Raw genomic sequence first — 26351 nt, 5'->3', positions numbered from 1 at the left:
GAGCAATTGTGATTTGCCCGTTGGCTGGATTGTAGCTGTATCGGCATCTGTCTAGCATGCACACCTGCCCGCACTGGCGGGCCCCTCCCCAGGAACACCGCAATGACGTCCTTGTTCACCCCGTTCGATCTCGCCGGCACGCCGCTCCGCAACCGCGTGGTGATGGCGCCGCTGACCCGCGCCCGCGCGCCCAACGACATCGCCGACGAGCGCATCGCGCTCTATTACGCGCAGCGCGCCACCGCCGGCCTGATCGTCAGCGAAGGCACCCCCATCTCGCAGGAAGGGCAGGGTTACCTGTTCAATCCGGGCATCTTCCGCCCGGAGCAGATCGAGGGCTGGCGCCTGGTCACCAACTCGGTACATGCCGTGGGCGGCCGCATCGTGGCCCAGCTCTGGCACGTGGGCCGGGTTTCGCACCCGACCATCCAGGCCGATGGCCGCCTGCCGGTGAGCGCCAGCTCCAAGCAACCGGTGGGCGCGCAGGCGTTCGGTCTTGACGATGCCGGCAACCCCGCGCTGGTCGCGCCGCCGGCACCGCGACAGCTGGCCACCGACGAGATCGCACGCATCGTGGGTGAGTTCGCGCAGGCGGCGGCCAATGCGATCGCCGCCGGTTTCGACGGCGTGGAGATCCACGGCGCGAACGGCTACCTGTTCGAGCAGTTCATGAACCCGCTGGTCAACGACCGCACCGATCAGTACGCGGCAGACACCATGGAAAACCGCCTGCGCTTCACCCTGGAGGTGATCGACGCGGTGGTGGCCCGCATCGGTGCGGCGCGCACCGGCATCCGCCTGTCGCCCTACGGGCAGCTGTTCGACATGCCGCTGCACGACGGCATCGACGAAACCTACGGCGTGCTGAGCAAGGCCATCGGCGAGCGTGGGCTGGCCTTCGTCCACCTGATGGACCAGTCCGGGTTCAAGGTGGGCGATGTGGTGGTCGACCCCGGCGCTGAAGGTGGCTTCCAGGGCCTGCTGCGCACCATCAAGGGCAACCTGCCCAACACCGCGTTGATCCTTGCCGGCGGGCTGGACCGTGCACGCGCCGAGCAGTTGATCGACGCCTGCCTGATCGACCTCGCGGCCTTCGGCACGCCGTTCATCGCCAACCCGGACCTGGTGGCACGCCTGCAGAACGGCTGGCCGCTCAACACCCCTGACCGCACCACGTTCTACGGCGGTGGCGCGAAGGGCTACACCGATTACCCGGCGTACGCCGCGGCCTGATCGGCGAACGCATCGGTGGCGCGCACCAGCGCGTCCACCGTGGCCGGCTCGGTCGCGCTGTGGCCGGAGAGCACCATCTCCAGCTTCGCTTCCGGCCATGCCTGGGACAGGTCCCAGGCACTGCGCGGCGGGCAGATGATGTCGTAGCGCCCCTGCACGATCACCCCGGGCAGGTGGCGGATGCGGTCGATGTCGCGCAGCAGCTGGCCGTGTTCGAGAAAGGCGTTGTGGCGGAAGTAGTGCGCCTCGATCCGCGCCTTGGCCAGGGTATCCAGCGGGTCGGCGTCGGACACGGCATCGACCTCGTGCACCAGCGTGGCGGCGAAGTCCTCCCAGCCCAGCCAGGCCTGCGCGGCCGCGATGCGGGTGGCGCTGTCGTCGCTGTCCATGCGCTGCCAATAGGCTTCAATCATGTTGCCGTGCGCTTCCTCCGGCAGATGGGCGGCATAGCGCGCCCAGCGCTCGGGAAACACCCAACGCGCACCGCCATCGGCTTCATTGAACCAGCGGTTCTCCTCGGCACGGCCCAGGTAGACGCCGCGTACGATCACGCCGGTGGCACGGTCGGGGTGCGCCTGCGCATACGCCAGTGCCAGCGTTGAACCCCACGAGCCACCAAACACCAGCCAGCGTTCGATGCCCAGCCGGGCACGCACGGTTTCGATATCGGCCACCAGGTGCGCGGTGGTGTTGTCGCGCAGTTCGCCGAACGGAGTGGAGCGGCCGCTGCCGCGCTGGTCGATCAGCACGATCCGGTAACGCGCCGGATCGAAGAAGCGCCGGTGCGTCGGCGATACGCCTGCACCGGGGCCGCCATGCAGGAACACCACCGGGATGCCGCCTGGGGTTCCGCATTCCTCCACATACAGCGTATGCAGGTCATCGACCGGGAGGTGGTGCTCGCGGAACGGAGTGGTCGGCGGATAGAGCGTGCGCATGGCGAAAAACCTTGGGACGGGTGCCCGCCAAGGATAGCCCAGGCGTCAGTCAGTCGCGGTCCACGTCGACATCGACATCCCGTGCGGTGTCGCGCAGCAGTTCGACGGTAAAGCGGGGTGAGCCGCGCTGCGCCGTGATGACGACATCCTCACCGCCCACTACGACGGCCGCATAGCGTTGGCCGAGCCGGTTCGCCAGTGCATCGCGGGCGGCACGCGCGATCTCGCGGTCTGACTCGCCCTTGCGGATCGGAACATCGACGTGCATCGGCGACTCTTCCTGCACCCACAGGCGAAAGCTGATGATGCCGTCTGAATCGGCTGCGTCGTGGAACTCCAGCCGCCAGCGGTCGGCCGGCTCCGGTCGCGGTGCCTGGTTGGCGTTCGGCATGAGGAGCGGAGCAAACTGCGCATACGCAGGCGCATCCGGGGCAGGCAGCGCGCACAGGATGACCAACACCACCGCCAGGGTGTTTCTGATCGCCTGCGGATTCATGCTGGACGCTCCGCTGTTGGCCGAGGGGCCAACCCAGTGTGAGCCTTGCATGAAAAACCGTCGGCCGCATCGGAAAATCTGCGTGGCCGTGATCGGTATTTCTACGCAGCGGAAGGTAAGGTGGGCAGCCATGACGCCTTCGCCCGCTGCCGCCCTGACGTTGTTCGAACCCGCCACCAGCGCCTGGTTCGCCTCGGCGTTTCCCGCACCCACCCCGGTACAGACGGCGGCGTGGCGCGCCATCGGTGCGGGCGAGCACACGCTGGTGATCGCGCCGACCGGATCTGGCAAGACCCTGGCGGCGTTCCTGCACGCCATCGACCAGCTATACCGCGCACGGCAGCAGGAGGCCGCGCGCGCCGGCGCGTCGAAGGCCGCGCAGCGCCGCACCCGTGTGCTCTACCTGTCGCCGATCAAAGCGCTTGGCGCCGATGTACAGCGCAACCTGCAAGTGCCGTTGCAGGGCGTGGACGCCGAACGGGAACGGCGGGGCGATCCCGCGGTGGCGCTGACGGTCGGCATCCGCACCGGCGACACTCCCGTGGCTGAACGTGCGCGACTGCTGCGGAGGCCACCGGACATCCTGATCACCACGCCCGAATCGCTCTTCCTGATGCTGACCTCGAAGGCGCGCGAGACCCTGCGCGAGGTCGATACCGTGATCGTGGATGAAATCCATGCGGTGGCGGGCAGCAAACGCGGCACCCATCTGGCGCTCAGCCTGGAACGGCTGGACGCATTGCTGCAGGTGCCCGCGCAACGCATCGGCCTGTCGGCCACGGTGCGCCCGGTGGAGCAGGTCGCTGCCTTCCTGGGCGGCGACCGGCCGGTCACGGTGGTCGACCCGGCCAGCCCGCGCAAGCTGGACGTCAGCATCGTGGTGCCGGTGGAGGACATGGCCGACCTGCCACCGCACGCAGGGCCAGGCGCGGAACGCGAGCCGACCGGACGGGTGGGCTCGATCTGGCCGCACGTGGAAGCAAGCATCCTCGACCAGGTGCTGGCGCGGCGCTCCACCATCGTGTTCGCCAACTCACGCGGGGTGGCCGAGAAGCTGACCGCGCGGCTCAACGAACTGCATGCCGAACGCACCGCACGCGCGGCCGGCCAGCCGCCTGTCGCGCCCGTACCCGAGCAGTACGGCTCGTTCACCGGCAGCACGGTGTCGCGGGTGGTGGCCAGCCCCGAGCTGATCGCGCGCTCCCACCACGGCTCGGTGTCCAAGGAACAGCGGCGCGACATCGAGCAGTCGCTCAAGGACGGTTCGCTGCGCTGCGTGGTGGCGACCTCCAGTCTGGAGCTGGGCATCGACATGGGGCTGGTGGACCTGGTCATCCAGGTCGCGGCACCGCCGTCGGTGGCCAGTGCGCTGCAGCGGATCGGCCGGGCCAGCCACCAGGTCGGCGGCACCTCCACCGGGCTGGTCTACCCGCGCACGCGACGTGACCTGATCGACGCCACCGTGGCGATCGAGCGGATGCTGGAAGGGCGCATCGAAGCGGTGGATCCGCCGCGCAACCCGCTGGACGTGCTGGCCCAGCAGACCGTGGCGGCGGCCTCGATGGAGCCGCTGGATGTCGACGCCTGGTATGCGCGCGTGCGTCGCGCGGCGCCGTACCGCAGCCTGCCGCGCAGTGCGTTCGATGCCACCCTGGACATGCTGGCCGGGCGCTACCCGTCCGACGACTTCGCCGGCTTCCGCCCGCGCCTGGTGTGGAACCGGCAGAGCGGTGAACTGAGCGCACGGCCGGGGGCCAAGCAGCTTGCGGTGACCAGCGCCGGGACCATTCCCGACCGGGGCATGTACAGCGTGATGCTGCCCGAAGGCGAAGAACGTGCCGGCTCGCGCCGGGTCGGCGAGCTGGACGAGGAAATGGTCCACGAATCACGGGTCAATGACGTGATCACGCTGGGCGCCACTTCCTGGCGGATCGAGCGGATCACCCATGACCAGGTTGTGGTCACGCCCGCGCCCGGGCGCTCGGCACGGCTGCCGTTCTGGCGGGGCGAAGGCGTGGGCCGTCCGGCGGAACTGGGTGAGGCGGTGGGCGCGTTCCTCGCCGCGCTGGATGCCGAAGCGGGCAACAACACGCTTGCGCCGGCGTTGCTCACGCGGTTGCAGGGTGCGGGTCTGCAGCCCAATGCGATCGCCAACATCATTGGCCTGCTGGATGAGCAGCGCGCGGCAACCGGGGTGCTGCCGACCGACCGCCGGCTGGTGGTGGAACGTTGCCGTGACGAATCCGGCGATTGGCGGGTGATGCTGCATTCGCCCTACGGACGACGCATCCACGATCCCTGGGCGCTGGCACTGGCAGGGCGCATCCAGGAGCGCTGGGGCGTGGACCCGGCGGTGGTGGCCAGCGATGACGGCATCATCGTGCGGATTCCCGATTCGTCCGGGCGGCTGCCCGGCGCCGAGCTGTTCCTGTTCGAGCCCGAACGGCTGCGCCGTGAGGTGACGCTGGCCGTAGGCAGTTCAGCGCTGTTTGCCGCACGGTTCCGCGAGTGCGCGGCGCGGGCCCTGTTGCTGCCGCGAAGCAAGCCGGGAAAGCGCTCACCGCTGTGGCAGCAGCGCCTGCGCGCCGCCGAGCTGCTCGCCATCGCGCAGCGCTATCCGGAATTCCCGATCCTGATCGAGGCGGCGCGCGAGTGCCTGCAGGATGTCTACGACCTGGATGCGCTGGACACGCTGATGCAGCGGCTGGCGGATGGGCGCATCGAGATCGCCGAGGTCACCACCGAGGTGCCGTCTCCGTTTGCCGCCAACCTGCTGTTCGGCTACGTGGCCGAGTTCATGTATGGCACCGATGTGCCGCTGGCCGAGCGCCGCGCGTCGGTGCTGTCGCTGGATGCCGGGCTGCTGGGTGACCTGCTCGGCCAGGTGGATCTGGGTGAACTGCTTGATCCCACCGTTGTGGAACAGGTGGGGCTGGAGCTGCAGCGGTTGGCACCGGGGCGGCAGGCGAATGGCAGGGAAGGGCTTGCCGACCTGCTGCGCGAGCTGGGCCCGTTGAGCGCAACGGACATGGCGGCGCGCCTCGTCGATGCAGACAGCGTCGGCACGCATCTGCGTTCGCTCCAGGGCGAGCAGCGCATCGTTTCCGTCCAGCTGGCCGGGCGGGAGGTCTGGGCCGCCGTGGAGGACGCCGCCCGCTTGCGGGATGCGCTCGCCGTTGAACTGCCAGGCGGCATACCCGCCGTGTTCCTGCAGCCTTCCAGCGACCCGTTGGGCGAGCTGCTTGGACGCTACGCGCGCACCCATGCGGCATTCACCACGGGCGATGCAGCCCGCCACTGGGGGCTGGGCGTGGCCGTGGTGGATGCGGCGCTGGAGCATCTGGCCGGACAGGGCAAGGTGCTCAGTGGTCATTTCGGCGCGGGGAACGCGCGCGACGACGGCGCCGATGCTGCAACGGTTCCGTTGGCACGCCGCGAATGGGTGGGCGAAGCGGTGTTCCAGCGCCTGCGCCTGCGCTCCCTGCAGGCCGCGCGTGAAGCGACCCGCCCGGCCAGCCGGGAAGCGTATGCGGCGCTGCTGCTGGAGCGGCATGGGCTGGTGGCCGACGCGACGGTGGCATCGCGCTCCAGCGCGGTACCCGCGCACGGCGCACTGGAAGGTGGCGATGGCGTCCTGCGCGTGATCGAGCTGCTGGCCGGCGTTCCGATGCCGGTGTCGGCGTGGGAGCACCAGATCCTGTCGGCGCGGGTAGCCGACTACACCCCGACGATGCTGGACGAACTGCTGGCGACCGGCACGGTGGCGTGGGTGGGTCATGGCCGCCTGGGCGAGGATGACGGCCTGGTGTCGCTTCACGTGCAGGAGGGCATGGGCGAAACGCTGCCTGTCGCGCAGGCGATCGAACCTTCGCCCCTGCAGGCCGCGCTGTTGACGGTAATGGCCGATGGCGGTGCGTTCTTTGCACGACAACTGGCCACCGCAGTGCAGGCGCGCCTGGCTGCTGCCGGCGGGGACGATGTCGTGGTCGATGCCGAGACCCTGCACGCCGCGCTGTGGGAACTAGCGTGGTCCGGCTTGGTGACCACCGATCTGTGGACGCCGCTGCGGCACCTGTCGGCCTCGCGACCCGCGCGCCCGCGGGCGACGACCTCTGCGCGACAGAACCGCTACGCCCGGGGCAGGGCGATGATGGATCCGCTCGGCGCTGCGGGCGGCCTGCAGCCGATGGCGACCACGTTGGCCACGCCTACCCTCGCGGGTCGATGGTCGCTGCTGCAGCGGCCGTTGGTCAGCGATACGGTGCGTGCGGTCGCGCTGGCGAACGGGCTGCTGGAGCGCCACGGTATCGTGACGCGCGGCGCGGCCATTGCCGAAGGCATCGCCGGGGGTTTCCCCGCGCTGGTGCAGGTCTATCGAGGCATGGAGGATGCCGGCCGGGTGCTGCGCGGGCGGTTCGTGGACGGGATGGGCGGCGCACAGTTCGCCGAACGTGGCATGGTCGATGCCCTGCGTGAGGTAGCCGAGGCGCAGCAGCCCGGGCGGGTCGGGTTCAGCGTGGGACTGTCCGCGGCGGACCCTGCCAATCCGTTCGGACCGGTGCTGCCATGGCCGGCGCACCGCGTGTCACAGCGGCCGGTACGACGGCCCGGTGCACTGGTGGTGATCGGCGGCGGTCGCCTGCGAATGTACCTCGCCCAGGGCGGGCGGCAACTGCTGACGTGGTTCGAGCCGGGCGCGCCTGGCGAAGACGCGGCGCTGACCGCGGCCGCCCAGGCGCTGGTCATCGCACTGCGACGCGGGCGGCGGATGACGTTCACCCTGGAATTGATCGACGATGCGCCCATCCAGCGCGATGCGGTGACCGAGGCACTGCGTGCGGCGGGTTTCTCCAGCGCGCCACGCGGCCTCGACTGGCAACCCTGAAGCCACGGCGTCAGTCGTCGATCAGGCCGAGTTCGTGCGCGGCGCGCAGATCGTCCGGGGTATCGATATCCAGCGCGAGGGCAGGGGCGTGCAGCACGCCGACCGTTCCGGGTTCGAGCGCGCGCAGCCGTGCGCGGAAGCCGCTGTCACCCTGGCCGTCGGCGAGATCGGCGAACCACGCGCCGGGCACCACCGCCGGCACGCCGAGCGTGCCCAGCAACAGAGTGGCCGCGCAGCCTGAGGTTGACTGGCTGGCACTGTCCAGCAACGCCTGCAGATGCGCAGCCTCCAACGCGGGCTGGTCGCAGGCGACCACAAGCACCCGTGCGGAGGTCTGGACCATCGGCGCGGCGACCACCAGGCTGCTGCCCATGCCGCGCTGCGGCTGTGGATTGAGCGCCTGCACGCATTCGAGGTCGGCCACCGCATCGGTGAGCGGTCCAGACGCCTCGGGCAGCACCACCACCAGCACCGAAGGTACGGTGTCGGCTGCCAACCGGACCATGCGGTGCAGCAGGGTCTCGCCCTCGCGGCGCAGGAGCTGTTTAGGGCGGCCCAGCCGCGTGCTTGCGCCTGCGGCGAGCACCACGGCGGCATGGGCGTTCATTACGGCACTTCCGGCACGCCGTGCCGCCATGCCTGCAGTTGGGCGGCAATGCTCAGTGCAATGGCCTCCGGCCCCCGCCCACCCAGCCCCAGCCCGATCGGCGAACGCAGGCGAGGGGACAGCGATGCCCGTGCTTGCGGGGACAGCAGTTTGAACAGGTCGTCGCGCCTTCGCCCCGGCCCCAGCAATCCGATGAAGGGAATCGAGGTAGCCGCCAGCGCGTCCAACGCTTCCCGGTCCAGCTCGAAATTGTGGTGCATCACCAGCACCGCATCCGGAAACGGCCCGTTGGTCCACCGCGTGCTGCAATCGGTAAACGAACCCGCGGTAGCACCCGACCGTTGGTCGGGTGGCACGACAGCAGCAAGCCGCCCCTGCCACCGCGGGCGCGGCTCACGCACCTCTACCCGCCATCCCAGGCCCACCAGCAGGGGCAGCAACGGCGCGGCCTCCGGGCCCGCGCCCAACACCACCACGCTCGGCGCACGCCGCCATTGCAACTGCCACTCCCGGCGAGGCGCTTCCCAGTCGGCCGGCGGACTGGCGAGGTCATGGGAAAGGCCGATGTCGCCACACCGCCATTGCAGCGTTCCGTCACCGTGCAGCCTGAGCTCCAGCGTCCCCTCTCCCCGCAGCCACGGATCAAGCACGCTGTGGATGCCGGCAAGCGACGCCAGCGGAATCAACACCACCCGTTGCCGCCCGCGGCAGCCCACCGCGTTGCCGGCAAACAACGCGTCATCGTCGCGGGTATCGATCTCCATCCATGCCAAGGTGTTCTCGTCCACGGCCTGCATGGCGCGGCGTTCAATCTCCGGCTCCAGGCAGCCACCGCTGAGCCAGCCGACGTGGCCGTGATCGGAAAACAGCACCACCGTGCCGGCGCGCGTATAGGTGGACCCTTCGGTTTCCAGCACCACCGCCAGCGCCGCGCGGCGACCCTCGCGCAGCGCATCGAGGGTCGCCTCGAACACGAGGCCGGGGTTACCGTCCTCGGCATCCAGCGGCGTACTGGCCAGGCCGGCACTCATCCCAGCGCGGGCAGCCCGGCCAGCAGTTTGTCCAGCGTGATCGGATATTCGCGCACGCGGGTGCCGGTGGCGTTGTAGATCGCATTGGCCACCGCCGCACTGACACCGCACAGGCCGAGCTCGCCCACGCCCTTGGCCTTCATCGGTGACGACACCGGGTCGGTCTCGTCCAGGAACACCACCTCCTGGTGGGGAATGTCGGCATGCACGGGCACTTCGTAGCCGGCCAGGTCGTGGTTGACGAAGAAGCCCAGCCGCGTGTCCACCGCCAGCTCTTCCGACAAGGCCGCGCCCACGCCCATGGTCATGGCGCCAATCACCTGGCTGCGCGCGGTTTTGGGGTTGAGGATGCGCCCGGCGGCGCACACCGCCAGCATGCGCCGGATCCGGCTTTCGCCGGTGGCGACATCTACGCCCACTTCGACAAAATGCGCGGCGAAGGTGGACTGCTGGAATTTCTCCTCCAGCTCGGCGAACTCGATGGTGTCTTCCACCACCAGCTCGCCGTCGGCTGCGGCCTTGCCCAGTGCGAAGCGCTTGCCGCCGGCGCTGACCTGGCCGTCGGCAAACGTCGCCGTGGCCGGGTCCAGTCCCAGTTTCGTCGCCACCGCCTCGCGCAGCTTGGTGCACGCCGCGAACACGCCGGCAGTGGAACTGTTGGCGCCCCATTGGCCGCCGGAACCCGCCGAGGCCGGGAAGCTGGAATCGCCCAGCTTCACCGTCACCTTCTCAATGGGCACGCCCAGCATCTCTGCGGCGGTCTGGCCCAGGATGGTGTAGCTGCCGGTGCCGATGTCGGTCATGTCGGTTTCCACCGTGACCTGGCCCGTGGCATCCAGGCGCACGCGCGCACCCGACTTCATCACCAGGTTGTTGCGGAAGCCGGCGGCAACGCCCATGCCCACCAGCCAGCGGCCATCGCGCTGCTGGCCGGGGCGTGCACTGCGCTTGTCCCATCCAAAGCGCTGCGCACCGTCGCGCAGGCACTGCACCAGCTGGCGCTTGGAGAAGGGTCGTTCCGGATTGGCCGGGTCCACCTGGGTGTCATTGCGGATGCGGAACTCGACGGGATCCAAACCGAGCTTCTCGGCCATTTCATCCATCGCGATTTCCAGCGCCATCAACCCCGGGGTCTCGCCCGGCGCGCGCATGGCATTGCCTTCCGGCAGGTCCAGGTGAGCAAGGCGCAGCCCGGCCAGCCGGTTTGCGCCCGCATACATCAGCTTGGTCTGCTGGATCGCTTCTTCGGGGGAGCCGCCGTGCAGGTTGCCCGACCACGATTCATGACCGATCGCGGTGAGCGTCCCCTGCGCGGTGGCACCCAGCCGGATGCGCTGCAGCGTGGCGGGACGATGGGTGGTGTTATTGGCGATCTGCGGGCGCGACAGCGCGACCTTGACCGGGCGCTTCGCTGCGCGCGCACCCAATGCCGCCAGCAGCACGTCCGAACGGACGAACAGTTTGCCGCCAAAGCCGCCGCCGATGTACGGCGAAATCAGGCGCACGTTCTCCTTCGGCAGTCCCAGGGTCTTGGCCAGGTCGGTCTTGCCCCAGTCGATCATCTGGTTGGAGGTCCACACCGTGAGCTTGTCGCCTTCCCACGCGGCAAGGGTGGCGTGCGGTTCCATCATCGCGTGCGACTGGTCGGGGGTGTGGTACAGCGCGTCCAAGGTCACCGGTGCCTCGCCGAAGGCCTTCTCGAAATCGCCCACGCGGGCGTCCGGGTCGGTCTTCTGGAAGTTGGTGCCGGCCTTCTTCGCCGCGGCCAGGTCGTAAGCGCCTTTCTGCGTGGTGTAGCGAACCTTGACGAGGCCGACCGCGGCACGCGCCTGTTCAAAGGTCTCGGCCACCACCAGCGCCAGCGCCTGGTGGTAATGCGAGATCTCCGGCCCGCCCAGCAGCGCGGCGGTATTGCGTTGCGACCTCTGCAATGGCCCGGCGTTGTCGGCGGTGACGATAGCCAGCACCCCCGGGGAGCGGCGTGCGGCATCCAGTTCCATGCTGCTGACCCGGCCCTTGGCGATGCCGGCGGTGACCACGTAGCCGTATGCCGGCGCGGCCACCGCGTCGTGGCGTTCGTAGGCATACGGGGCATGACCGGTGGTCTTGAGCGGACCGTCGATACGATTCAACGGCTGGCCGACCACCTTGAGCTGGTCGATCGGATTCTTTCCTGCAGGCGTGTCGAATTTCATGGCTTATCCCTTCGCCTCCAGCAGCACGGCGGCGAGCGTGCGTTCGGCCAGCTGCACCTTGAAGGCGTTCTGTGACGAGGGCGTCGCGCCTTTCAGCAGCGAGGCCATGACGGCAGCCGCACCCTGCGGCAGCAGCGCGTCGGCTTCCGGCGTGCGCCAGGGCTTGTATGCCACACCGCCCAGGGCGACCCGACCACTGCCGTCGCGCTGGACCACCGCGGCCACCGACACCAGCGCAAAGGCGTACGAGGCGCGGTCGCGCACCTTGCGGTAGATGTGCGTCCCGCCAAGCGGAGCAGGCAGCACCGCAGCAGCGATCAATTCGCCCTTGTCGAGCACGGTTTCCACCTGCGGCGTGGTGCCGGGCGCGCGGTACAGGTCATTGAGCGGGATGCGCCGGCTGGAGCCGTCCGGGCGGATGGTTTCCACCACCGCGTCCAGCGCCATCATCGCCACCGCCATGTCGCTGGGGTGGGTGGCGATGCAGGCCGGGCTGGCGCCGACCACGGCCAGCTGCCGGCTGATGCCGCCGATGGCGCCGCAGCCACTACCCGGCAGGCGCTTGTTGCACGGCTGCGCGGTGTCGTAGAAATACGGGCAGCGGGTGCGCTGCAGCAGGTTACCGGCGGTGGTGGCCTTGTTGCGCAGCTGGCCGGAGGCCCCGGCGACCAGCGCGCGGGTGAGCAGGGCGTAGTCGCGACGGATGCGCGGGTCGGCCGCCAGGTCGGTATTGCGTACCAGTGCACCAACGCGCAGGCCGCCTTCGGCAGTGGCTTCGATGGTGTCCAGCGACAACCCGTTGACGTCGATCAGGTGCGCCGGCGTTTCGATCTCCAGCTTCATCAGGTCCAGCAGGTTGGTGCCGCCGGCAATGAAGCGCGCGCCCTGGGTGCGGGCCGCGGCAGCAGCCGCTTCGGCCGGGGTAGTGGCACGCTCGTAAGTGAAGGCCCTCATGCGCGCGTTCCTCCGACGTCTTCGATCGCTTCGACGATGTTGGAATAGGCGCCGCAGCGGCAGATGTTGCCGCTCATGCGTTCGCGTATCTCATCGGCGCTGAGCGTGGCGCGGGCGCCGAGGTCATCGGTGACGTGGCTGGGAATGTTGTCGCGCACTTCCTGCAGCACCGCCACCGCCGAGCAGATCTGCCCGGGGGTGCAATAGCCGCACTGGTAGCCATCGTGTTTGACGAACGCAGCCTGCATCGGGTGCAGTTTGTCCGGGGCGCCCAGCCCTTCGATGGTGGTGATCTTCGCGCCCGGGTGCATCACCGCCAGGGTCAGGCAGGCATTGATGCGGCGGCCGTCCACCAGCACCGTGCAGGCACCGCATTGGCCGTGGTCGCAGCCTTTCTTGGTGCCGGTCAGGTGCAGGTGCTCGCGCAGTGCATCCAGCAGGGTGACGCGGGTGTCCAGCTGCAGCGTGCGCGGCTTGCCGTTGACCTCGAAGGCCACCTCCGCGGTCACCGGTGCGCGTGCGCCGGCGGTGTTTCCCTGGGCTTCTGCGACCACGGTAGGGATCACCATGCTGGTGGCCGAGCCGGCGCCGAGTTTCAGCACGTCGCGGCGGGAAAGGGAAAGCTGGGGGGGCGTGCTCATGGGGTGGCTCCTCGTTGGCTGCTGCAGCCTGGCTCACGGGATCGGTACGATGATGATGGTTCAGGGGTGGTCGGCATGCGGTGAAGCGCCATGTGAATGGGGGTTGCCGCCGTGCGAGCAGACCACCCACTCGCTGTCGCCTTCCACGTACAGCTCTTTCTTCCAGACCGGAAGCCGGTGCTTGATCGCATCGATGATGTAGCGGCATGCACCGAAGGCGGCGTCGCGGTGGGGCGAGGAAACGCCGACCCACACGGCCAGCTCGCCTACCGCCAGGCGTCCGCTGCGGTGGACCCCGATCGCATCGATATCGCCGAAGCGCTCGCGGGCTTCGGCCAGGATGGTCTCGCCCTCGCTCTGCGCCAAGGCGGTGTACACCTCGTATTCCAGGCCTTCCACATCGCGGCCGTCGTTGCGGTTGCGCACCCAGCCTTCGAACGCACAGAACGCGCCGTGCGCGGGATTCTGCAGGGCCGAACGCAGCGCCGGCACATCCAGCCCAACCGCGCTTACCGAGAACCCGCTCATCCGCCGTTGACCGGTGGGATGAACACCACGGTGTCGCCGTCCTGCAGCGGGTGGTCCCATCCACAGAAGCGCTCGTTCACGGCCACCCTGAGCGTGGACGCCGGCAGGGTGAAGCCGTGCCGGGCCTGCAACTGCGCGTAGAGCGTGCCCAGCGAGTCGGCGTCGGTGTCCACGCGTTCGGCGCCCCTGTTGGCCTGTTCGCGCAGTTGCGCGAAATAATTGAGTTCGACCTGGGGCATCAGCTGGGTTCCAGTTGTTGGCGTGCCTGCAGCAGCTCGCCGGGGGTGTTGACGTTGTCCAGGGCACTGCCAGGCGAGGGCAGCGCGTGGATCTGCAACTGCAGCAGCGCTTTGCGCGGGCAGTAGTTCCCCGCGTCGAAGCGCCGGCGCAGCAGCGGCGCGGAAGAGGGTTCCCAGATCGCACAGAGCGGCTCGGGCAGGTCATCGTGGCGGCTGACGAACGCCGTGGCGTCCTTCATGGGTTGCCGTGCCGCCACCAGCGCGCGCAACGTGCGCGCATCCAGCAGGGGCAGGTCGCAGGCGATCACCAGCCATGCATGACCGGGGAATGCCTGCTGCGCGGAGAGGATGCCGGCGACGGGACCCACGCTGTCGACGCTGTCCACAAGGGGGGGCAGGCTGCCGCGCAGCGTTTCGCCGCACTGGTCCGGGCGAAGCGAGACGAAGGCCTGCACCACCTCGACATGCCTGAGCAGGGCCCAGGCACGCAGCAGCTGTGGCTGTCCGGCGTAGTCGAGCAGTGCCTTGTCAGCCTGCATGCGGCGGCTGGCACCGCCGGTCAGCAGCAGGGCAGACAGCGGTGCGCTCATGACGGGTACGCCAGGTCGGACTTGCCGCCGCGTTTGGACACCAGCCGCACCTGCTCGATCACGATGGCATGGGACAGCGCCTTGCACATGTCATACAGCGTGAGCGCGGCAATGCTGGCCCCGGTCAGGGCCTCCATCTCGACGCCGGTGGTGCCGTGGCAGGCGACCGTGCAGTCGATCACCGCGCTGTCGCCGTCCATGTCGATGGTGATATCGCAGCGCTGCAGGGCGAGCGGGTGGCACAGCGGAATCAACTGCGAGGTGACCTTGGCGCCCATCACCCCGGCAATGTGGGCCACGGTCAGCACCGCGCCCTTGGGCAGCACGAAGCCGGCCTCGCGCAGCTGGGTGGCGACCTCGCGCGGGAAGCGCACCCGGGCCTGGGCGTGTGCGACGCGGTCGGTGGCGGTCTTGCCGCCCACATCGACCATGCGCGGCCGTGCATCGGCGTCCAGGTGCGAGAGCAGGGCAGGGTTGGGTTCCATCATCCACCTATGTAGTGCATTTCGATGCGGCGTCCGGGCGTTGACGCCGGGCGGCCGCGCAGTTCGCTGTAACGGTCGTTGCGGGCCGACCACACCCCCGCCAGCACCGCGCGCAGGGCGGCGTCGTCCGCGCTGGCGCGCAGCAGGCCGCGCAGGTCGGTGCCACGGGTGGCGAACAGGCAGGTGTAGAGCTGACCTTCGGAGGAAAGGCGCGCCCGCGTGCAGTCGCCGCAGAAGGGCGTGGAGATGGACGAGATCAGGCCGATTTCACCGTCCCCATCAACGAAACGGTAGCGGGTGGCGACTTCGCCCGGATGGCGGGGCGGCAACGCCATCAGCGGCCAGCGGGCGTGGATGCGCGCGTGCAGTTCCTGCGAGCTGACCACGCTGTCCACTGACCAGGCGGTGCGGTTGCCCACGTCCATGAACTCGATGAAGCGCAGCACCACGCTGCTGCCGCGGAAGCGTTCGACCAGCGCCAGCGCGCCGGCGTCGTTGAGCCCGCGCTGCAGCACGGCGTTGATCTTGACCCCGTCACGGAAGCCAGCGGCGCAGGCCGCGTCGATCCCGCGCAGCACGGCGTCCACGTCGCCATGCCCGCCGCTGATCTGGCGGAACAGCGCGGGATCCAGCGTGTCCAGGCTGACCGTGACCCGGTCCAGGCCCGCATCAGCCAATGCCTGCGATTGCCGGTCGAGCAGCACGCCGTTGGTGGTCAGGGCGATATCGTCGATGCCGTCGATGCGACGCAGGCGCCGGATCAGGTCGGGCAACTGCGGGCGAAGCAGCGGTTCGCCGCCGGTCAGGCGCAGCTTGCTCACCCCCAGCGAGGCGGCCTGGCGGCACACGCGCTCGATCTCATCAAAGCTCAGCCGCGCGGCCGGCGGCAGGAAGGCATAGTCCTCGCCATAGGTCGCCGCCGGCATGCAGTAGGTACACCGGAAATTGCAGCGGTCCATGACCGAGATGCGCAGGTCGCGCAGGGGGCGGTTGCGGCGATCCAGGAGGGGTGCGTGGACGCTCATCTCACCACCGGTGCAGCCGCAATGGCTGGCCTGCCTGGCCCGCGCTGCCGGCAACCAGCTCCAGCACGCCGGCGGTGCCGGCCAACGCCGTGAAGTCACCGGAGTTGCGCGAGGCCACGGGCTCGGCCACCGCATTGCCGGCGCCATCGTCGCGCAGATGGACCGGAATGAACTGGGCCAGTGCAAAGGCGGGCAGGGCGGTGGCGAGGGACACCTGCTCTGGTGCGATGGGCGCAGCGCCCATGCCCGCCAGCAGCGCCGGGCGCACGTAGCGGATCAGGCAGACCAGCGACGAAACCGGATTGCCCGGCAGCGCGAAGACCCGCTGTCCTTGCGGCCCCACGCCGAACCACATGGGCTTGCCCGGCCGTTGTGCGATGCCGTGGAAGTGGCAACGCACGCCCAGCGCGTCCAGCGTGCCGGGCAGGTAGTCGCGCTGTCCCATGGAAACGCCGCCGGACAGCACCAGCGTGTCGTGCGACGCCAGCAGCCGGCCCAGCGCCTCGGCAAGCAGGGCCGGATCGTCTGCGAGGTGGTGCAGGGAGGCGCGGCCGAGGCCGGCCGCCTGCAGCGCGGCCATCAAGGCCAGGTCGTTGGAACGACGGATGCGTCCGGGCGGCAGCGCTGCGTCCACGTCCACCAGTTCATCGCCGGTCGCGACGATGGCGACCTTCGGCAACCGCGCCACGGTGACCCGGGCCACGCCGTTGGCCGCCAGCAGTGCCATCTGTGGGGGCCCTATGTGGATGCCCGGCGCCAGCACCGGCGTGCCGGCAGCGCAATCGCTGCCACGGCGGTGGATGAACTGGCCGGCGACCGGCACGGCGGTGGCGTGCAGCGCATAGCCGCCAGCGGTGCGCTCCAGCTGTTCGATCGGCACGATGCAGTCGCACCCCTCGGGCAGGACGGCGCCGGTGGAAACCTCGATGCAGCTGCCGGCGTCTTCCAGCACCTGGCCGTGCATGCCGGCCATCTGCGCACCGGCAACCCGGAGCATGGCGGGCATCACCGGCTGCCAGCGCGTGGCCACGCCATCCATCATGACCCGGTCAAACGGCGGCTGCGCGCCTTCAGCTACCACCGGCTGTGCCAGCACGCGGCCGACCGCATCCGGCAGGGCGATCTGTTCCGTGACAACGTCGGGAGTGTTGGAACGAAGCACGGCATCGGCTTCCTCTACGCTGATCAACGGCCTCATCAGTACGTGTGGGTGGCAGGGGATGGCCCAGTCTGGCGATTCCGGCGTGATCGCCATTTCACGTCAGCGCATCACCTTGTCCGGGGTGATCGGGGTGCTGCGGATGCGCTTGCCGGTGGCATGGAAGATCGCGTTGCTGATCGCGGCCGATACCCCCACCAGGCCGATTTCGCCCACGCCCTTTGCCCCCAGGCTGCTGACCACGCGGTCATCCTCCTCGGCGAACAGCACCTCTACCTCGTGGATGTCGGCGTTGACCGACACGTGGTACTGGGCGAAATCGCGGTTCATGAAGCGGCCGAACCGATGGTCGGCCTCGGTGTGCTCGTGCAGGGCCGCGCCGATGCCCCAGACCACGCCGCCGATGATCTGGCTGCGTGCCGTGGTCGGGTTGAGGATGCGCCCGGCGGCAATCGCGCTGACCACCCGCATCACCCGCACGGTGCCCAGGTCTTCGTCGACCCGCACTTCCACGAACACCGCACTGTGGGTGGCGCGGGTGAACTTCCGTTGCTCCAACAGGTTGGGCAGCAGCAGGTAGCTGGCCTCGACGCTGGCGCGATCAGCGCCGGCCAGCAGTGTGGTCAACGGCACCGCGCTGGCCGGGTTGTCGCGCAACGCCAGGCTGCCATCGCGGAACACCACATCCTGCAGACGGGCGCGCGCGAACGCGGTTCCCGGCGCCAGCCGCGCCAGTGCCAGCAACCGGCGGCGCAGTTTGGTGCAGGCGCCTTCCACCGCCGAGCCGACGGTGCTTACGTGTGACGAGCCCCCTTCGATGGGCGCCACCGGCAGCGTCGAATCGCCCAGCTGGAAGCTCACCTGCTCCAGCGGCAGTCCCAGCGCCTCGGCGGCGATCATGCTCATCACGGTGTAGGTACCGGTGCCGATGTCGCTGGCGGCGCTGCTTACCACCAGCCGTCCGTCGGCATGCAGCACGGCGCGCGCGCGGGCGAACATCTGCATGGCATCCCATTGGCCGGTGGCCATGCCCCAGCCGACCCACTCATTGCCTTCGCGGCGCGAACGCGGCTGCTGCGGGCGGTCGGCCCAGCCGAAGCGGGCGGCGCCCTGCTCGTAGCATTCACGCAGCGCCTTGCTTGAATAGGGCTTGCCGTCGGCCGGGTTGACCTCGGCATAGTTCTTCAGGCGCAGTGCCAGCGGGTCCATGCCGAGGCCTGCAGCGAGCTCGTCCATCGCCACTTCCAGCGCATGTACGCCGTGTGCGGCACCGGGTGCGCGCATGTCGATCGGGGTGTACTGGTCCAGGTCCACCACTTTGTAGCCCAGGTGCACGTTGTCGCAGGTGTACAACTGGCCGCTCCAGTTCACCACCACTTCCACGTAATCCTCGATGCGCGAGGTTTCGCCCACGGCTTCGTGCCAGATCGAGTGCAGGGTGCCGTCGGCGTCCGCGCCCAGCTTCACCCGTTGCACGGTCTCGGCGCGGTGGCCGAAGGTGAACATCTGCTGGCGGGTCAGCACCACCCGCACCGATCTCTCCAGCGCCAGCGAGCCCATCACGGCCAGCGGCAGCTGATACTGCGGGCGCAGCCCGGCCCCGAAGGCGCCACCCACATACGGGTTGCGCACCGTCACTTTCCGCTTGGGCAGGCCGAACACATGCGATACATACCATCGGCTGTTCTGCGACCCCTGGGTCTTGTCGTAGATGGTCAAGTGCCCGTCTTCGCCGCGGATCACCGTGCTGGCAAACAGCTCCATCGGGTTGTGGTGTTCCACGCCGTGGTAGAAATCGGCGGTGACCTGGAAGGGCGCCTGCGTGAATGCGTCGTGTGGCTGGCCCTTGTCCTTGGGCGGGGCCGAAAAGCCTGCCTTCAGCTTCTTCGGTGGGCGTGCCCGGGCCATGGCAGCCACCAGGTTGGTGTCATGCTCGTCGACCTCGTAGTGCACTTCCACGCGTTCGGCAGCCTCGCGGGCGGCTTCAAACGTCTCGGCCAGTACCAGCGCGACCGGCTGGCCGCTGTACAGCACGGTGGCGTCGTAGAGGGGGCGGAACGGGCTGCCAGCGGGCGCGGTCATGTCCTTGTAGAACAGACCTGCGCCGCGCATCCGCGGGCGGTTGTCGTGGGTGAGAATGCGCAGCACGCCGGGGACCGCCTCGGCGGCATCCAGGCTGAAGCCCAGGATGCGCCCCTTCGCGATGGTGCTGTTGACCGCCACGCCGTAGACCAGGTCGGGTGCAGGCCACTCGGCGGCATAGCGCGCCTGGCCGGTGACCTTCGCACGCCCGTCGATGCGCGGCGTACCGGTGCCGGTCGGCACGTGTCCGGTGCCTGCCGGGGCCACCGGCGGATGGAGCGGGTTGGGAAGATTCATGCCGGCGTCTCCGGTTGGGGGCGCGAGCTGCCCTGGTTGTCGACGGTGCCGCGTGCGGCGGTTTCGAGCGCTCGGATCACCGTGCGCCGTGCCAGCGGGATCTTGAAGGCGTTTTGGCCCTGCGACACCGCGCCCTGCACAAGTGCCTCGGCGGCGGCAGCGAAGGGTTCGGGTCCAGGGCGTGCGCCTTCCAGTGCCGCTTCGGCGGCAGCCACCCGCCACGGCTTGTGCGCCACGCTGCCCAGTGCCAGGCGCGCCGCGCGGATGGTGCCATCCGGCGCGATATCCAGTGCGGCCGCGACCGAGACCAGCGCGAATGCGTAGGACAGGCGCTCGCGAACCTTCAGATACGCGCTGTGGGCGGCAAAGCGCGTAGCCGGTGGCAGCTCGATGCGGAGGATCAGTTCATCGGCGGCGAGCGAGGTGTCGACGTCGGGCGTGTCCCCCGGCAGGCGATGGAAATCGGCGAACGGAATCTCGCGCTCACCGCGCACGCTTGCGACGTGCACCACGGCATCCAGGGCGGCCAGCGCCACGCACATGTCAGACGGATGGGTGGCGATGCAGTGCTCGCTCGCGCCCAGGATGGCGTGGTGGCGGGTCAACCCGCCGATGGCGGAGCAGCCGCTGCCCGGCTCACGCTTGTTGCAGGGCGTGGCCCGGTCATAGAAGTACGTGCAACGTGTGCGCTGCAGCAGGTTGCCACCGTTGCTGGCCATGTTGCGGATCTGCGGCGATGCCGCTGCAAGCATGGCGGCCGACAGCAACGGGTAGTCGCGCTCGACCAGCGGGTGCCAGGCGGTGTCGGCGTTGCGCGCCGTCGCGCCCAGGCGCAGGCCGCCGTCATCGCGTGCCTCGATGTGATCCAGCGGCAGCCGGTTCACGTCGACCAGTGCGCCCGGGGTGACCAGCTGCAGCTTCATCAGATCCAGCAGATTGGTGCCGCCTGCGATGGGCCGGGTATCGTTGCTTCCGAGGGAGCCGGCCAAGGCCTGCAGGGCGTAGGCGATCGAATCGGGTCGCTGGTAGGTGGCGGGAATCATGCGGGCACCGTGCCCGGAACCCATTCAGAGGCCGGGGTTTTGGCCGCCATTGGTTGTTCGCTTTCCAGGACGGACATCACCGCGTCGGTGATCTGCGGGTAGGCGCCGCAGCGGCAGACGTTGCCGCTCATCAGCTCGCGCACCTGGTCGCGGTTGCACGCCTTGCCCTCGTTGATCAAGCCCTGCGCGGAGCAGATCTGCCCCGGCGTGCAGTACCCGCATTGCAGCGCGTCGCAGGCGATGAAGGCCTGCTGCAGCGGATGCAGGTCGTCGCCGTCGGCGAGACCTTCGATGGTCTGCACCTGTGCGCCATCCTGCATCACCGCCAGGGTCAGGCAGCTGTTGATTCGCCGCCCATCCACCAGCACGGTGCACGCGCCGCACTGCCCGTGGTCACAGCCCTTCTTGGTGCCGGTCAGCTGAAGGCGTTCACGCAGCAGGTCAAGCAGGCTTACCGAGGATTCGACCTGAAGCGTATGCGGCACCCCATTGATGGTCAGGCTGAGCGGATACAGCACGCGCGGTCGGGGGGCAGGGCGTGGGGGAGTGGCGGCAAGCAGGGGGGCGACAGACTCGCTCATGGCAGTTCCGGCTGGGGCGATGGGTTCCACCGTGCGCCATGCCGCGTCCAACGGGGGTGGAGGCGCAGTGCAGTACACGCGAAGATGCAATTGACGGCCCTCACGTAGATTTACTGAGCCATCCACTGGGCTGAACGATCGGCGTTGGGCTGACAAGCGTTCTCAAGTGCACGTGCGTGCAGCAGGATCGAGCCGGATGGACACCCTGGTGCGGGTCCTGTCGGGATTGAATCGAAGGTCGATCTGGTGGCGTTCGCACAGGCGATGGACAATCGACAGCCCAAGACCGTAACCGCTGCTTGCCGCGCCTTTGCTGAAGGGCTGCAGGGCGTCCGCATCGATGCCGGCACCCGGGTTGGTGATCTGCAACCAGCCCGCTTCCACCGCAATGCTTACCTCTCCCTTCAGCGTGTGCGCGAAGGCATTGCCGATCAGGTTGGACAGGATGACACGAAGTGCGGTGGGCGGCAGGCAGGCCTTTGCATCGCCCGCCACGTCCAGCGCCAGGTGCACCGGGCGATCGCCAAGAAGGCCGGTCTGGTCCACGATCACCCGCTCGATCAGTGGCAGCAGGGTGATCGATTCCGCGGGCTCCTGCAGATGCTGTTCGCGGGCCAGCATCAGCAGCGCGCTGATGGTGTGTTCCAGTTGCAGCACCGATTGGTTCATGTGGCCGAGCTGCAGGTGAAGCGCGGGGTCCAGATCGGCACGGGCCTGCATGCGTTCGCACGCACTGCGGATGACAGCCAGCGGCGTGCGCAGTTCATGACTGGCATCCCGCGTGAACTCGCGTTCGCGGTCCACGAAGGCCTCTATGCGTACCAGCAGCCCCTGCAGCGTGCGGGCCAGTGCGCCGACTTCATCGTCGGGAAGGCTCTCGGCGAACCCCGTCGGCAGATGCGTGGGACTGGCTCCGGCGACCACGTCGGAAAGCCGTGACAGCGGCGCGGTCATCCGTCGCGCCAGCCATGCGCCCAGCAGCAGGGCGATCCCAAGCACGCCAAGGCTCGACCAGCCCAACCATTTCAGGATGCCACCCCGCATCGGCCGCACCACCAACTGCTGGCTGACCTCCGCCACCAGCCAGGCATCCGTTGGCTCCAGCCGCCGCAGATGGTAGTGGCGACCTAGGTCGCCGGCGAACTCCCGGCGCCAGGGTTCCTCAACCAACCGCGCGCCGAGCCCTTCAGGCAGGCTTGCAGCAGTCTCATGCACCGACATGCCCGGCAATGCCGGTCGCGCCCATCCACCCCGGCTGGCGTGATGATGCAGCTGCACCTTGGCTTCCTGCTCCAGAAGCCCATTGAACATCTCGTCCTCGACCAGATAGACGAACAGCACCACGTAGAACCCGTACAGCACCGCCACCAGCAGCGCGAAGCCGGAGAAGGCCAGCATCAGGCGGCGGCGCAGGCGACGACGCGGACGCGGTGCGGCGCTCACGTGTCCGCCTCCAGGCGGAAGCCCACGCCATGCACGGTCTTGAGCAGGGGCACCGGGAACGGTTTGTCGAGCACCTGCCGCAGGGTGTACAGGTGCGTGCGCAGCGGATCGGACTCGGGCGGGCTGGCGCCCCACAACCGCTCGACCAGCTCGCTTCGGGTCAGCGTCCGTGGCCATGCTTCGGCCAGGAGCAGCAGGAGCTGCAGGGCAGTGTGGTGGAGCACCAGTGTCTGCCCGTGTCGCTGCACCAGGTTGCTGCGCCGGTCAATGCTGAGGCTGCCAACCGTCAGCAGGTGCGGGGTGCCTGCGCGGTGGCGCTGCGACAGGGCCACACACCGCGCCACCAGTTCGGCGCCGGCAAACGGCTTGACCAGGTAGTCATCGGCACCGCTTCGGAACCCGGCCAGCTTGTCCTCCAACGCATCACGCGCGGTCAGCATCAACACCGGCACGTGCCGGTCGCTGCGCGCGCGCAGCTGCTCGCACACGCGCATGCCATCCAGGCCGGGAAGGCCCAGGTCCAGCACCAGCACATCGGGCGGCTCGGCCAGTGCCTCCTGCAGCCCGGAAAGGCCATCGGCGGCGAAGCGGCTGTCGATGCCCTGGCCGGCGAACAGCTGTTCGAGGTTGGCGCGCAGCACCGGGTTGTCCTCGATCACCAGTACGCGCAGGGCAGGGCAGGTTGTCATGTCAGCTGTCGATCCGTTTCAGCAGGTCACCAGCCTGTTGCATGCCGGGCGAGGCGTCCAGTACCTCCAGCACCAGTGTCCGTGCCCGGCTGCGGTCGCCCAACCGCAGGTGTGCCTCGGCGATGCCCAGTTTCAGCTGCGGCTCGGCCATGTAAGGCATGGCCAGCTCCATGGTCTGCAATGCAGGGCGCAGTGCCGCGAGGTCCGCATTCGCCGCCTTCGCCTGGTAGAAGCCCAGCATGCCGATCAGCTCGACGTGGTAGGAAGCAGGATCCTGCTTCAGCGTGCGGGCCGCACCGGCCGCATCACCGCCGCGCAGGCGCTCGACCAGCGCCGTGGAACGCTCGTCGCGCCCGGGCGTACGTGCCACCGGGGTCCGCCCCAGGCCGCGTACGAGCGCCTCGGCCACGCCGACGGTGGAGTAGGGGTTCTGACCCGTGACCAGGCGCCCATCGACCACCACGTGCGGCATCATCAGCGGCGCTTCGCTCCACTCACCGCCGCGTTGGCGAAGCGCGTCCTCCAGCAGCCACGGGAATTCCTTCGCCCATTTCTTGCCGAACAGAGCTTCTTCCTCGTTGGTGAAGCCGGTCAGCTGCCGGCCTGCGACCAACGGGCTGCCATCCGCAAGCCGCACCTCGGCCAGTGCGGCAGGCCCGTGGCACACCGCCGCGATCACCGCGCCGTTGGCCCATGCGGCACCAATCAACTGCTGCAGTGGCTGCGAGCGGGGCAGGTCGAACATGGCCCCTTTGCCGCCCACCACATAGACCGCGCGGTAATCGGTGGCACGCAGCCCGGCGATGGGCCGGGTGGCGGCAAGCTGCGCCATGGCAGCGCCATCGGCCAGCAGCTGTGCGTTGAACGGTTCGTCGGGATTGTATTTGTCGGGCTCGACCGGGCCACCCTGGGGGCTGGCCACCTCGACCGCCAGCCCGTTGGCCTTGAAGATCAGCCAGGCCTGCGAGAGCTCGTCGAATTCATACCCGGGCCGGGTCTTGCCGGCATCGCGGCCCTCGCCACTGAGGACGATCAGGACCTTGTCGGCCGCCAGTGCGGCGGGCGGGAACAGCAGGGCAGCGCCCAACAGCAGGGCAGGAAGGAAGCGGTGCATGGCAACTCCAGATCGGATGGTGATCAGAGCATGCACCGCGCCCTTCAAGCAGACTTCAAGTCACGGTTGTCGCGTCAGTTGGCGCTGTCGCCATGGCGCACGGCAAAGATGATCTCCTTGCGGTGCATCTCCGCCAGCTCCGAGCGGGCCACCACGATCTCGTCGTCCATATCCCACACGACCTCCTTGAGGTCGCCACGCAGCTCGCGCTTGGCCGACATTTCGTCATCCCAGGCGCTGCTGTCGGTGACCACGGTGACGGTGTCCGGCTCGACCTTGATGACCTTGAGCAGGCCGTAGGCCTTCTCGCCCGGCTGCTGGAACTCGGCAAACTCCGAAAGCACCGCCGCATACAGGTCACCGACCTTCGGGTCGTTCGTCTCAGCGGCCTTGTCGCCGCCACGGGCACAGGCAGTAAGAAGGCTCAGCGAGGTGAGCAGCAGGGCAAGGAAGGCAAGCTTCTTCATGGCTATCCATAATCTGAAGGGTAGAAAGTGGCGGCATTCTACCTCACCCGCTGTTGCGCACGACCCGCTTGCGGTACTCGCGCACGTTGTCGCCACGGATCCGCGTTTCCTGCGTGCCCGTGATGGTATCCACCTGACGGTCCGAGCCGGTCACCGGCTTGGCCTCCACCGTGGTCTCACGCTCGAACGCATGCGACTTGTCGGTGTTGCGGTAGTACCGGTACAGGCCCCAGTACAAGGCGGTTGCGCTGGCGGGACCCGCCAACAGCAACCAGAGACCACTGTCATCGCTCATGAGGCAGCTACCAGGAACCAGAGGGTGATGGCTTCAACGATGGTGCCGGTGGTGAGCGCGGCCAGCAGCAGCTTCCACTGCTGCACCGGCACGCTGCCCATGGTTTCACCGGTACGGCCGTTGACCGCGATGTAATGCAGCATGCCGCCGTTGCGGCCAGGCTGGTGGTACGAATACAGCCACACCGGCAGGTACATGGAGACCCAGCGCGAGCCGTGCAGGTCCACGCGTTCCTGCTCCCAGCGCACGCCACGGTCGTAGCGGCGCACCGAACCCTCCACCTGCGCGCGGGCGATGGAGAGCAGCTGGTCTTCCAGCCGCGGCTTCATCTTCTCGACGTCCAGGTTGCGCTTCTCGGACGAGAAGCCCAGCAGGTACGAGGCGTTCCACTTCAGCGCATTCTTGGTATCGAACGGCAGAATCGCATTGATGATGTTGTTGGTGTTGGCCTTGGTATCCAGGTTGCCGCGCTCGGCCGACGATTCCAGCGGCAGGTCATCCACGGTGAAGTCCACCGCACGGTCCACCTGGTACACATCGGCGTCGTAGTAGGTCTTCTTCTTGTCACCTTCGCCGCGGGTGTACTGGCGGGTCTTGATTTCACCCTTGCCGGACACGCTGGCGCTGACGTTGCTGTCCACGATCATGTAGGGCATGTACACGCCCACCACGTTCTCGGGCGTGAACTGGTCCTTGAAGGCCTTCAGCGCGAACAGCCGGCGCTTGTCCACGAACTGGCGAATGCGCGCCACTGCATCGTCTTTCGTGATGCGGAAGGGCAGCACTGCATCGGGCACCGCACCGTTGGCGACCTGCTCATTGACCCCGAACACATGGCGGCACCAGTGGCAGCGCGCGGTCATGGTGGTTTCGGTGTTGATGGTCACTTCGGCGCCGCAGCCGGTGCACTTGAAGCTCATCAGGCTGGCGGTGCCGGCCTCGATGTCGCGCGCGCCCGACGCGATGATGGTGCCGCGCAGCTGGTCCAGGCCTTCGCCCAGCCCGAACTCCTGCTCGACCAGCGCGCCATGCCATTCGTTCCGGCAGAACTGGCAGACCAGCACGTCGGTGCCCAGCTTCAGGCGCACATCGGTGGAGCCGCACTTGGGACAGCGGTTCAGGCCGTCCTTCAGCTCCTCTGCACGGGTATCGAGCGCGACCGGATCGGGCGCCTCGATCTCGGCGCGGATCGGGTCGGGCAGGGTAGCCGGGTCAAGCGGGAAGCTGCCCGGCAGCGGCGGCACATCGCGCGGCGAGCCGGGGCCGGTCACGGCGTCCGGCAACGGCGGTGGGCCCCCGGGTAGCGGGGGCGGGGTTCGGGGGGCGGACATGGT

General features: G+C 68.6%; 24 protein-coding genes. 2 read left to right on the top strand and 22 right to left on the bottom strand.

The annotated features are described in order from the left end of the window. The first annotated feature begins 102 nt into the window (after positions 1 to 102). On the top strand, positions 103 to 1233 hold the full coding sequence (locus V9K91_RS08895) for an alkene reductase (protein WP_336443072.1): 1131 nt from the start codon (positions 103 to 105) through the stop codon (positions 1231 to 1233). On the opposite strand, the gene pip is transcribed toward V9K91_RS08895, so the two are convergent. After that, positions 1209 to 2171: a prolyl aminopeptidase gene (pip, locus tag V9K91_RS08890; RefSeq protein WP_336443071.1), complete on the bottom strand. Its 963-nt coding sequence runs from the start codon at positions 2169 to 2171 to the stop codon at positions 1209 to 1211. The two genes, V9K91_RS08895 and pip, sit on opposite strands and share 25 nt — an antisense overlap. A 49-nt stretch (positions 2172 to 2220) precedes the next feature. Next, positions 2221 to 2667 (bottom strand): hypothetical protein, encoded by a 447-nt coding sequence (locus V9K91_RS08885; RefSeq protein ID WP_336443070.1) that lies wholly within the window; start codon positions 2665 to 2667, stop codon positions 2221 to 2223. Positions 2668 to 2797: 130 nt separating this feature from the next. Here V9K91_RS08885 and V9K91_RS08880 point away from each other — a divergent pair, with 130 nt between their 5' ends. Continuing rightward, complete coding sequence (locus V9K91_RS08880) at positions 2798 to 7552, top strand: ATP-dependent helicase (protein WP_336443069.1); 4755 nt, start codon at positions 2798 to 2800, stop codon at positions 7550 to 7552. Positions 7553 to 7562: 10 nt separating this feature from the next. Here the strand turns inward: V9K91_RS08880 and V9K91_RS08875 are convergent, their stop codons facing one another. The 20 genes from V9K91_RS08875 to V9K91_RS08780 all read right to left on the bottom strand — a co-directional run bounded on the left by V9K91_RS08875 (position 7563) and on the right by V9K91_RS08780 (position 26348). Further along, positions 7563 to 8159, bottom strand: coding sequence for a nucleotidyltransferase family protein (locus V9K91_RS08875; protein WP_336443068.1), 597 nt, complete (start codon positions 8157 to 8159; stop codon positions 7563 to 7565). Further along, a complete protein-coding gene (locus V9K91_RS08870; RefSeq protein WP_336443067.1) occupies positions 8159 to 9190 on the bottom strand; it encodes an XdhC family protein in 1032 nt (343 codons plus the stop codon). Before V9K91_RS08870 ends, V9K91_RS08875 begins: the two co-directional genes overlap by 1 nt. Continuing rightward, positions 9187 to 11385, bottom strand: coding sequence for an aldehyde oxidoreductase molybdenum-binding subunit PaoC (gene paoC / locus V9K91_RS08865; protein WP_336443066.1), 2199 nt, complete (start codon positions 11383 to 11385; stop codon positions 9187 to 9189). The genes V9K91_RS08870 and paoC overlap by 4 nt, the downstream gene beginning before the upstream one ends. A gap of 3 nt (positions 11386 to 11388) precedes the next feature. Beyond that, positions 11389 to 12339 carry a xanthine dehydrogenase family protein subunit M gene (locus V9K91_RS08860; RefSeq protein WP_095363963.1) on the bottom strand — a complete coding sequence of 317 codons (951 nt, stop codon included), beginning with the start codon at positions 12337 to 12339 and terminating at the stop codon, positions 11389 to 11391. Further along, positions 12336 to 12980: an aldehyde dehydrogenase iron-sulfur subunit PaoA gene (gene paoA, locus V9K91_RS08855; protein ID WP_093535663.1), complete on the bottom strand. Its 645-nt coding sequence runs from the start codon at positions 12978 to 12980 to the stop codon at positions 12336 to 12338. Before paoA ends, V9K91_RS08860 begins: the two co-directional genes overlap by 4 nt. A 60-nt stretch (positions 12981 to 13040) precedes the next feature. Continuing rightward, entirely contained in the window at positions 13041 to 13508 is a 468-nt protein-coding gene (locus V9K91_RS08850; protein WP_184123439.1) for a molybdenum cofactor biosynthesis protein MoaE, read from the bottom strand. Beyond that, complete coding sequence (locus V9K91_RS08845; protein ID WP_210132817.1) at positions 13505 to 13750, bottom strand: MoaD/ThiS family protein; 246 nt, start codon at positions 13748 to 13750, stop codon at positions 13505 to 13507. Before V9K91_RS08845 ends, V9K91_RS08850 begins: the two co-directional genes overlap by 4 nt. After that, the gene (locus V9K91_RS08840; protein WP_336443065.1) at positions 13747 to 14337 is read right to left on the bottom strand and encodes an NTP transferase domain-containing protein; all 591 of its coding nucleotides are present in this window, start codon (positions 14335 to 14337) and stop codon (positions 13747 to 13749) included. Before V9K91_RS08840 ends, V9K91_RS08845 begins: the two co-directional genes overlap by 4 nt. Continuing rightward, complete coding sequence (moaC, locus tag V9K91_RS08835; RefSeq protein WP_249832552.1) at positions 14334 to 14825, bottom strand: cyclic pyranopterin monophosphate synthase MoaC; 492 nt, start codon at positions 14823 to 14825, stop codon at positions 14334 to 14336. Before moaC ends, V9K91_RS08840 begins: the two co-directional genes overlap by 4 nt. Next, positions 14822 to 15847: a GTP 3',8-cyclase MoaA gene (moaA, locus tag V9K91_RS08830; RefSeq protein WP_249832551.1), complete on the bottom strand. Its 1026-nt coding sequence runs from the start codon at positions 15845 to 15847 to the stop codon at positions 14822 to 14824. The genes moaC and moaA overlap by 4 nt, the downstream gene beginning before the upstream one ends. Position 15848: 1 nt before the next feature. Beyond that, positions 15849 to 17045 carry a molybdopterin molybdotransferase MoeA gene (locus V9K91_RS08825; RefSeq protein ID WP_336443064.1) on the bottom strand — a complete coding sequence of 399 codons (1197 nt, stop codon included), beginning with the start codon at positions 17043 to 17045 and terminating at the stop codon, positions 15849 to 15851. 63 nt (positions 17046 to 17108) lie between these two features. After that, on the bottom strand, positions 17109 to 19385 hold the full coding sequence (locus V9K91_RS08820) for a xanthine dehydrogenase family protein molybdopterin-binding subunit (protein WP_336443063.1): 2277 nt from the start codon (positions 19383 to 19385) through the stop codon (positions 17109 to 17111). Then, on the bottom strand, positions 19382 to 20452 hold the full coding sequence (locus V9K91_RS08815) for a xanthine dehydrogenase family protein subunit M (RefSeq protein ID WP_336443062.1): 1071 nt from the start codon (positions 20450 to 20452) through the stop codon (positions 19382 to 19384). The genes V9K91_RS08820 and V9K91_RS08815 overlap by 4 nt, the downstream gene beginning before the upstream one ends. Next, entirely contained in the window at positions 20425 to 21009 is a 585-nt protein-coding gene (locus V9K91_RS08810) for a (2Fe-2S)-binding protein (RefSeq protein ID WP_336443061.1), read from the bottom strand. Before V9K91_RS08810 ends, V9K91_RS08815 begins: the two co-directional genes overlap by 28 nt. 162 nt (positions 21010 to 21171) lie before the next feature. Continuing rightward, positions 21172 to 22452, bottom strand: a complete 1281-nt coding sequence (locus tag V9K91_RS08805; protein ID WP_336443060.1) for a HAMP domain-containing sensor histidine kinase — start codon at positions 22450 to 22452, stop codon at positions 21172 to 21174. Then, positions 22449 to 23123 (bottom strand): response regulator transcription factor, encoded by a 675-nt coding sequence (locus tag V9K91_RS08800; protein WP_336443197.1) that lies wholly within the window; start codon positions 23121 to 23123, stop codon positions 22449 to 22451. The genes V9K91_RS08805 and V9K91_RS08800 overlap by 4 nt, the downstream gene beginning before the upstream one ends. A 19-nt stretch (positions 23124 to 23142) precedes the next feature. Continuing rightward, a complete protein-coding gene (locus tag V9K91_RS08795) occupies positions 23143 to 24255 on the bottom strand; it encodes a DJ-1/PfpI family protein (protein WP_336443059.1) in 1113 nt (370 codons plus the stop codon). 74 nt (positions 24256 to 24329) lie between these two features. Next, entirely contained in the window at positions 24330 to 24722 is a 393-nt protein-coding gene (locus V9K91_RS08790; RefSeq protein ID WP_068852234.1) for a hypothetical protein, read from the bottom strand. A gap of 43 nt (positions 24723 to 24765) precedes the next feature. Beyond that, positions 24766 to 25017, bottom strand: a complete 252-nt coding sequence (locus V9K91_RS08785; protein ID WP_093535649.1) for a hypothetical protein — start codon at positions 25015 to 25017, stop codon at positions 24766 to 24768. Further along, a complete protein-coding gene (locus V9K91_RS08780) occupies positions 25014 to 26348 on the bottom strand; it encodes a TFIIB-type zinc ribbon-containing protein (protein ID WP_336443058.1) in 1335 nt (444 codons plus the stop codon). The genes V9K91_RS08785 and V9K91_RS08780 overlap by 4 nt, the downstream gene beginning before the upstream one ends. Between the last annotated feature and the right edge of the window lie 3 nt (positions 26349 to 26351).

The sequence above is a fragment of the Stenotrophomonas sp. CCNWLW57 genome (genome assembly GCF_037203925.1).
Classification (GTDB): domain Bacteria; phylum Pseudomonadota; class Gammaproteobacteria; order Xanthomonadales; family Xanthomonadaceae; genus Stenotrophomonas; species Stenotrophomonas rhizophila_A.
Note: the sequence above shows the minus strand (reverse complement) of the source record. Positions and strands in the feature narration are given on the sequence as shown.